General features: G+C 46.2%; 7 protein-coding genes. 3 read left to right on the top strand and 4 right to left on the bottom strand.

Annotated features, from left to right (window positions below; genetic code table 11):
• The first annotated feature begins 931 nt into the window (after nucleotides 1-931).
• The 3 genes from ABGY95_RS04340 to ABGY95_RS04330 all read left to right on the top strand — a co-directional run bounded on the left by ABGY95_RS04340 (nucleotide 932) and on the right by ABGY95_RS04330 (nucleotide 3,450).
• Nucleotides 932-1,354 carry a hypothetical protein gene (locus tag ABGY95_RS04340; protein ID WP_347440475.1) on the top strand — a complete coding sequence of 141 codons (423 nt, stop codon included), beginning with the start codon at nucleotides 932-934 and terminating at the stop codon, nucleotides 1,352-1,354.
• Nucleotides 1,355-1,377: 23 nt separating this feature from the next.
• Entirely contained in the window at nucleotides 1,378-1,776 is a 399-nt protein-coding gene (locus tag ABGY95_RS04335) for a hypothetical protein (RefSeq protein WP_347440474.1), read from the top strand.
• Nucleotides 1,777-2,190: 414 nt separating this feature from the next.
• Nucleotides 2,191-3,450, top strand: a complete 1,260-nt coding sequence (locus ABGY95_RS04330; protein ID WP_347440473.1) for a transposase — start codon at nucleotides 2,191-2,193, stop codon at nucleotides 3,448-3,450.
• A 308-nt stretch (nucleotides 3,451-3,758) separates the two neighbouring features.
• On the opposite strand, the gene ABGY95_RS04325 is transcribed toward ABGY95_RS04330, so the two are convergent.
• The 4 genes from ABGY95_RS04325 to ABGY95_RS04310 all read right to left on the bottom strand — a co-directional run bounded on the left by ABGY95_RS04325 (nucleotide 3,759) and on the right by ABGY95_RS04310 (nucleotide 8,074).
• The gene (locus ABGY95_RS04325; RefSeq protein WP_347440472.1) at nucleotides 3,759-4,634 is read right to left on the bottom strand and encodes a YicC/YloC family endoribonuclease; all 876 of its coding nucleotides are present in this window, start codon (nucleotides 4,632-4,634) and stop codon (nucleotides 3,759-3,761) included.
• Between the two features lie 18 nt (nucleotides 4,635-4,652).
• Nucleotides 4,653-6,050, bottom strand: coding sequence for a twin-arginine translocase subunit TatC (tatC, locus tag ABGY95_RS04320; RefSeq protein WP_347440471.1), 1,398 nt, complete (start codon nucleotides 6,048-6,050; stop codon nucleotides 4,653-4,655).
• 44 nt (nucleotides 6,051-6,094) lie between these two features.
• A complete protein-coding gene (locus ABGY95_RS04315) occupies nucleotides 6,095-6,757 on the bottom strand; it encodes an HAD family phosphatase (RefSeq protein ID WP_347440470.1) in 663 nt (220 codons plus the stop codon).
• A gap of 102 nt (nucleotides 6,758-6,859) precedes the next feature.
• Complete coding sequence (locus tag ABGY95_RS04310) at nucleotides 6,860-8,074, bottom strand: cation:proton antiporter (RefSeq protein WP_347440469.1); 1,215 nt, start codon at nucleotides 8,072-8,074, stop codon at nucleotides 6,860-6,862.
• Between the last annotated feature and the right edge of the window lie 844 nt (nucleotides 8,075-8,918).

Here is an 8,918-nt window from a genome sequence, read left to right as displayed (position 1 = left end):
CCAACTGATGACCAACTTTAGAGTCCTATTTCCATGACAATTCCATCATCACATAAATCCTTAAGTACACTGAGTGGTCATCAGTCGGTGTGCTTTACGTTATGTCTAAAATAAGACGATTCCTTGTCTGGGTTAGTTTTTCTATCGCCCACTTAGTGTTGCTGTGCATCTCATTTGCATTGTCGTTTTCCATGGATATAGATTCATACGAGGAGCCGAGCATCTTAGAGACCTCTGCTGACTGGCTAACCGATATATTGATAGCTCCGATGTTTTATTTATGGTCTCCATGGGCTAGCAAGAATCTCCCTAACTCAATTGAATGGATTGTTGTTGTCTTAAATAGTGCTCTTTGGGGCTATTTAATGTATCGGTTGTATTCTGTTCTGCGCGTTCGAAAGCATCAAAATACATAACAAGACGCTGCACCCAACTGATGACCAACTTTAGAGTCCTATTTCCATGACAATTCCATCATCACATAAATCCTTAAGTACACTGAGTGGTCATCAGTCGGTGTGCTTTACGTTCTAGTAATAAAATGATAATAACCCTCGACATAATAATCATCAGCTTTTTCATTTTGACTTTTGTAAGCCTCTCATATTTAGACAGAGTCTTTAAATTTAAGAGAACATATAATGGAAATAGTAATGGTATTAGACTCTTAACAATTATAAAGGACGTAAAATCTGAGAGACATAAGTTAGAAACTGTAAAGTTTGGTAAGCTTACTTATTATGGATTTTTCATCTGCATATTAATTGTTATCAGTTGCAGTTATTATCGTTTTTCAACATTCCCTAAAGAACCATTACTGAACCTAATTGAACTAAACGAAAAGAAACACTAGAACAAGCGGATCAACCTAATAGCATCCATTCGCTGCGCTCACTACTGCTATAGGTTATCCTGGACGTTGGCTAAAGAAATGAAAAAAGAAATTCCTCTCATACTCATAGGTCTGCTTTTACTTTGCGCTGGTTGCACTGAAAAGAAATTGGATGTCGTCGGTTCGTGGCGACTCGATGCAGACGAAACAGTAGACAAAGCCATCAGACTCGGCCAGCTACCCGAAGAAGAAAAAAAGAAGATGCTGGAGCGTTTTAAAAGCAGGGAGGAGCGATATAATCTAAGCATCAACGAAGATAGAATTACCTCTGAAAAGTTTGATGAAACTTACACTTCTGAGCACAAAGAAAAGGACGAAACCAAAGTGCATTTCGAAGTGAAAGGGAAACCAGTCACCCTGACATTTAGTAGATACAGAAAAGAGCACGTCATCATCAAATCCTCTGAAACCAATGACATGGACTACCTTGTCTGGAGAAGAGAACCAAGTTTCAGCGAATAAACATAAACGAAAAAATGAATAGAATGAATCGATTCGTAATCCTCCTAATCTCACTGATGTCTTGCGCATCGCTCCACGCCATTGACTACAAGAACCTACTGGAAGAACCACCAGCCTCAGACTCTCCGGCTGGAGCTTTTGTGTTTTTTCAGAAAGCAGCTGCAAAAGGCGACTTAGAGAGAATGTATGAGCTCTCCACAGGGACAGTATATCGAGTGATTAAAGAATCTGAAGAATCCAGAGCCAACTTTATTGAAAGGGCAAAAGATATCGACTGGAAGAAGCCTATTGAGTGGGCACAGAAAGTTGAAGGCGACACAGCAAAGGTAGCGTTCAGGTATCGCCTAGTCTCGAATGGTCGACGCTCAGGCCATACGGTCGATTTCTCGAAGGTCGACGGAAAGTGGAAGTATGGCAAGTAGCCAGAGCATAAGATAATCGAGAGCCAACCAGACGATAGTGGCAACGACTGTGCTGCGCACAGCCGTCGCCACATCTCCACGTTAGCCTAAATAAACATGGTCTCATTCTCGAAAGTAGACGGCTGGTCTGATTCTGTGTGGATACTCGGAAGACATAATTATAAGTTACCTTTTCTAGGGGGAGTCTTTGCGACCAATGGATCGAAGTTTTCTGAATTCAACGCTGATTCATTCCTAATGAAGAAATTAAGTTCATATGATGACTGGAAAATCTATTCTTGGTTACATCACAAGTCTCAAAATGCAGCATGGTTAAAAGACGGAAGTGTCCCCTGAGTCGTTAAAACAGGCTGTTGGCTGATTGTTTACCATGCGTTAGCATGGCTTTGAAATAAACTAAAACAACCAACAACCATGGACGAAATTAGTCTAAGAAGTGTCCTAGCACAAGCCTCAGAAATTGAAGCCGTCGATCTCCTCCAGCAAACACTCCGTCAAAGCGTCAGAATGGCGTTATTTGATGCGATGGAGCAGGAAGTCAACGGATTGTGTGGAGGAAAGTATAAGCCCTCAGAAAGCGACTACGCGCGCAGTGGAAGTGAGATGGGAAGCGTCTACCTAGAAGGTGATAAGGAAGCTATCCGCCGGCCTCGAGTGCGTGATTCTGAAGGGGAGGTACAGCTAGAGGTCTACCAAGCAGCCTCAACTCAGAGAAACCTCTTTTCAGAAGTTGTAAGCTACATGGAGCAAGGTCTCTCCCAGCGTGGAGCAGCCCGAGCAAAGCCTAATGGATTGAGCAAAAGTGCGGCCAGCAGAATGTGGCAAGAAAAGAGTCTTGAGCAGTTAGACTTACTGCGAAATCGATCACTTAAAGAGCAAGGTTTTCTGGCCTTGATGATCGACGGAGTACGTCTAGCCAATGAAGTCTGGATTATTGTAGCAATGGGTATAGACCGTGACGGAAATAAGCTGATGCTAGACTTTGAGGAAGGCAGTTCAGAGAATTCTACGGCAGTAGGAGGTTTGTTAGATCGCTTGAAGGATCGAGGAATAGATTCTCGTGAAGATCAGCCGTTACTGGTGGTTCGAGACGGCAGCAAAGCGATAAAGAAAGCAGTCCATAAGCACTGGCCAAATGCTATCCAGCAGGAGTGCCTAGTGCACATGCAGAGGCACACCAGGGATAAGCTCAGAGCACGTGATCGCGCAGATTTCGACAACTACTGCACAGCGCTGCGCAACGCCCAAGGGAAGAAGGCTGGAGAGGAAGCATTTGAAGACATTCTAGACTTCTTGAGCGAAAGGAACGCAGCCGCATCGATAGCCCTAAAAGAGAGGAAGTTAGACCTAATAAGCCTACATTTACTTAACGTTCCATCAACGTTGAATGTGACATTTCTGAACACTAACAGCATAGAGAATTCCTTCAGAAATTGGAGAGAAGCAACCGGTAATGTGAAGCGTTGGAGTCTGAAAAAAGACATGGTAAGTCGCTGGAGCGCAAGCGGTATGCTATGGGCAGAATCAGGTTTCAATAAGATTCGTCACGCTAAAGATCTAGGGGCATTGGTGGCCGCATTATCCGCCTCCGTTACGTCCACCTCGCTACGCTCAGAGGACTCCACTCCAGCGGATACTGCGCAAGAAAGTAGTTGCCCAACATCAACTAAATGATACAAATCACGCAATCAACCTCAGCTGAGTTTTAACGATCTGAGGGACATCCCCCATTTTCTGAACCTGTAAAGTTTGATGAGCATTTTTATGCTATAGCAACAAACGGGGAAGAGGCGCTCAACAATAACCCCAGAAATGGCGATAGGATTGAAGCTTCACTCTACGAACTCTATAATATTGATGGCGCACTCGACTCAGAAGGAATCTAAAAGCTCTATAAGGAAAACTTGATGATCGGAATTGGTAAATTGGACTAAGCTTTTCGTTTTGTCAGAAACTTGGCAGCGAGCCATTTTATTCTGTGCTTACTCTACGTTTTGAATTTGCTCGCGGATTTTTTCGAGCTCCGTTTTTGCAGTGACCACGTGTTGAGCTAGTGTGGCATCATTGGCTTTGGATCCTATAGTGTTGAATTCTCGGTTGACCTCTTGGCAGAGGAAATCCAGTGATCTGCCGACTGGTTGTGAGGAGTCTAAGTATTCGCGGAACTTCGCGAAGTGGGAGCGCAATCGGGTGATTTCCTCGCTGATGTCACAGCGCTCGGCATAGATGCCAACTTCCTTGAGAACGCGTTCGTCACTGAGGTCGAACTCTAGGCCTGCTTCATTGAGGCGGCGTAGGAGGTTTTCTCGATAGCGTGTGATGACTGATGGGGAATGCTCTTCGATCGCACTAGCCTCAACTTCGAGGCTGTCTAAGCGCTCAAGTGTGTCTTGTTTTAGGTCGTGTCCCTCACGGCTGCGCATCTCGACTAGGCTGTCAATAGCGGTCTTTAGAGCGGGCATAATCACTGCTCTGACTGAATCAATGCATACTTGTTTGTCCTCGAACGTGATAATGTCTGGTGCGCGAAGAATGTCGGCCGCATTTATGTCGAGAGGTTGGCCAATTTCGTGGCTGAGTGATTTGAGAGCATCCGATAGTGCCTTAGCGCGTTTGGAGTCGACGCTGATAGGGCTCGGAGCATTGTCCGTTTGCTCCAGTGAAATGCTTACAGAGACTCGGCCCCGAGAGACTTTGCCGAGAACAAGCTTACGGACTTCAGAGTCGAGCTCGGCGTAGTTACGCGGGAGTTGGACAACCACTTCACCTTGCTTGCGGTTGACTGAGCTCGCCTCTACGTTGGCGACGAGTGTTTTAGAAGCCTGCGATGCGCGGCCAAATCCGGTCATTGATTTCATACTAATGGAGCTGTGGGTTTAGGAGTCTTTAGGTTGCTCTGAGTTGTCGTTACTATCTGAAGGATCATCTGAAATTGGTTCTTCGGAGTCTTCATCAGCATAGGGGTCATATACTTCTCTGAGGTCGTTGAAAACCTCGGAAGACTCACCTTCGCTGGTGAGGGTTCCCTCATCTTCGTCATCTAGTTCTTCACCTTCACCTTCTTGTTGAAGCTCAGGGCTTTGTTCGAAATAGTCGTGGTCGTAGTCCTGAATAACATCATCGTCATGTGCTGCGACGGTTCCGGGGGCAGGAACTAGACGAGGCTCGTAGAGTGCCATTTCTTCAGCTTCCTTTTCGAGCTCTTTCTTTCGGATAAAGAAGGCGAACCAAATGCAGACTTCATAGAGTAAGGACATGGGGACTGCCAGCATGCTGAGAGTGAGCATGTCGCCAGTCGGTGTGATGATAGCGGCTATCACAAAGATGGAGATAACTGCGTAGGAGCGTGTGCGGCTCATCAGATCGTAGTCGAGTAGTCCGAGTTTTACCAAGGTCATGACCACTACTGGGAGTTCAAATGCGAGACCGAAGATGAGGGTGAATTGGGTAGCAAAGGTTATGTACCAACCGATGCGCCATTCGTTTTCAACTCCCATGCTTCCAGAATACACATAGAAGAATTCTAAGGCCTTAGGTAGCACCAAGAAGTAGCAGAAAAAGACACCTGTAAGGAAGAGTCCAAAACCTACGATGAGTGCCGGCCACAGAGCTTTTCGTTCGGTGGATTTCAAGCCAGGCAGGACAAACTGTAGGATAAAGACTAGGATGAAGGGAAAGGAAACGATCATTCCGGCGAAGAAGGCCAACTTGAGTGAGAGCATGAAAGTCTCCGTCGGGTGCATCGACTGCATTTTGATTACCTTATTTTTGGCTCCAATCTTCGAGCTAGGTTCTCTAATCAGTAGTTCATGGACCGTGGTGCTGAGTTTCGGGTCAATATTTGGTATAGTGTCGATGAATTGCTGTTTTTCCTCTAGGGTTGCGAACGACTGAGCGGCGCGGTAATAACCAGCGCACTCGGCATAGAAAGAGAGGTCTTTGTCTTGGAACTGGGCATAGAAGATAGTTTTCTCTTTAGGATTCAATCCAGAGGAGTTATAAGAGGCGCTCTTGGCTTGTTCCCATTGGTCTGGGCTAATAGTGTCAGGTAGGCGCTCTTGTTGGGATTGTTCCCATACAACTTCCAGCGGCTTGCGCAGCAGGTCCATCAATACGTCCTTCAAGGAGTAGCATGCAATAGTCGCAATCAGTAAGGTGACTACGATGCGTGTGATAGTGGTTCGCAGGTCCTCCAGGTGCTCGAGGAATGTTTTTTCATCGATGTTTTGGTTGGCTTTGTTGCGAAGCTCAAATGCCTTGTTTAAAAGGAACATAGGAAAAGTTGCTGAATACTCGGGGCTGGATATTGCTGAGTGGTTTACTCTGAAACTAGACGCGCAGGGGGGAGGAGCTCTTTCAGTGAGCCAAGCACTCTATCAGCTATCGAAAAGTCAAGACAGTTGGTGAGGCGTGATGGAACAGCGCAGGTCTGGCAACCAGCTTCTATGGCAGCTTTTGTGCCATTTAGCGAATCTTCGATTACCAAGCATTGGTCAGCTGGAAGTTTGATCTGACGGACAGCTTCAAGGTAAAGATCGGGGGCTGGCTTGATGCGTGGAGCGTCACCTTTGCAAATAGTTAGATCGACCATTGGCATGAGCTTGAGTTTTTCTAGCCAAGTGTCTACCCAGTCATGAGAGGAAGAGGAGACTACAACAATGGGTGTACCTTCTGTAAAAAGGTGTTCAAACAAGTCGCGCACGCCAGGGAGGGCGATCGGATTCTGAAGAGCTGCGTGAATTTCTATCTGACGGTCGGGATTGATGGTTTCCCAGTCATAATTCTTGCCAGTGAGTTCTTCGAGGTGCTTTTCAGGTGACCAAGTATCAAAATCTGAGCCAATGCATTGGACGTAGGTTTCGATTGGTAAATCTTGCCCTTCAGATTGGAAGAGTTTGAGCCATGTTTGGTAGATTGGCCATTCGGTGTCTAAAATGACGCCGTCAAAGTCGAAAAATACAGCTTTTGCGTTTGCTAGCATGCTCGGAGAGTAATCGCGGAAAAGGATTTGAAAAGCCGATTTTCACGTCATGTCCTGAGCTAATTATTTTGTCGGTGCTGTGGTGGACTTCATTGGATAAAATCAGTCGCAGACCAAGAGCTTTTTGCCAAAGAGCTTGATGCAAATAGCGCCCAATGGAGCAGTGAGCAGAATACTCAAAACTGCGATAGCTAGGATGAGTTGCCCTGTCTGTTCTGATGTGTCAGCTATTTTCCCTGAAAACACCATAGTTAGAGGAACTGTGCCAATGGCAGCTTGGACCGTGGCTTTTGGCCAGTACGCCATCACGCAGAATATCTTTTCTTTGAAGTTCAGTGAGGAACCGATGAGAGAAACGAACACACCAGTGCTTCGTGCGAGAAGTCCCATAACAATAATAGCGAGACCTGAACTAACCGAAGAAAAGGCGATTTCGTCGATGCGCACTTCGCTGCCGATATAGACGAACAAGAGGATTTCTGCGAATACCCAGATTTTGCCAAATTTTGCAGCCATTCTGCCAGCCAGCTGATTGTGGTGCTCAAGGATGACAAAACCTATGGCCATTATTCCAAGTAATGCTGCGATAGGCAGGGTGCTCTTCACCGCCGGTAGCTCAGAGAAAGCATAGAACATGGTCGCTATAGTAGTAAAAATAATGACTTTTAGCGTGTCACGCATGTGGAAATTTTTGAAGAACCAGACGAATATGTATCCAAGTAGAGCTCCTCCTATTGCGCCTAGAATAATTCCGGATGGAACGCCAACGAGCACGATGAGCCAGTTGGCCTGCTGGCCAGAACCTAGCCCCGCGAATACTCCAAAGAGCGTGATAGCTATCACGTCGTCCAGCGATGCTCCTGCCAGTACCAGTGTGGGGACTTCCTTCTTCTTGCCAAAGCCGCCACTTTTTAATTCTAACATTGCGGGGACCACGACTGCTGGAGAAACCGCTGCGATGATGAAGCCCAACATACCCGCTTCGTAGAACTGAAAGCCAAAGAACTTCCACGCCAGTAAAGTAATGGTTCCACCTTCTATAATACAGGGGATGATTCCCATTTTGATGGCTGGTCCACCAATCCTGTTGAGTGTTGACTTGCTTATGCCTAAGCCAGCTCGACTGAGGATGATGATCAGAGCAACGGTTTTAAATTCCTTGAGGCCATCGAGGGTGCCGTCACGGATGATATCAAATCCGCTGGGGCCTAAAATCAGACCAGTGGCAATCATTCCGAGGATTCCGGGTAGCCCAAGCTTCTTGAATACGACATCACCCATAAGGGCAAACAGGACGATAAGGGCTACATCAAACATCTCAAGGTCTCCCTGCTAGTAAGTTTTACGTGTGGCAGGCATAGGTGTTTATGCTGCTGAAGGCCGATGGATTCCAGTAAATTCGTGACTTTGTTAGTTAGGTGTATACTTGAAGAACGGCTGATGCCCCGGTACTGGATGAGGATTTGATAGGGGTTTTAAGAGGGTGCCAGTTTAGGCTATACAATTCTATAATGCACGGGCTTCTCGGCTTAGTTGCTTTGGCGGGTGTAGCATACATTCAGATAACTTTGGGAGAGAGGTAACTACGGCAGGCCTATGTCCAAAGGCTCTCTGCAGCAACAAAATGAAGGTTAAGCAAACTGGGAGAGCGACTCATTCAGAATGTTCTACAGTATCTAGTCCGGCGTCACTTGATCGTGGTTGTGTGATTTCTCTACCTCAGTAGAAGCGAAACTAGTGTTTTGCCATACTGTCATCGGGGAGGCTATGGGCAAAGGTCCTGGAAAGCTATCTGTCGATCTAGTTCTGCTCTAGTCTTACGGCACTGAGGTTAAAGTGAAAAATTGCTAGAAGCCTTGGAATCGTCGAGAGTTAACCTCAACTCCTAAGGATAAGGCGCCAAAGAAGCATAACGATCCATCCGAGCATTCTCCTGACGGCAAGTGGAGGGGCGAGTTACGCCAGTATGGTGCCATTATTAAGTTGTATGTATATGGTGGTAAGTTCTTTATGGATATTGTTTTCGGCATTAAGTACAGTGCAACTTAGTCCAGTATGCCTTGGATTCTAGCCGTTTTGTCGTTTGGGAAACTAAAGTCGGCCAGCCCAGAAAGATCACGATGGCAGAGTCCTCTACCAAGGACCAGCCGCAGCCAAAATT

Source organism: Rubritalea sp., from assembly GCF_039830215.1.
GTDB lineage: Bacteria > Verrucomicrobiota > Verrucomicrobiia > Verrucomicrobiales > Akkermansiaceae > Rubritalea.
This window is presented reverse-complemented; position numbering and strand designations above follow the sequence as displayed.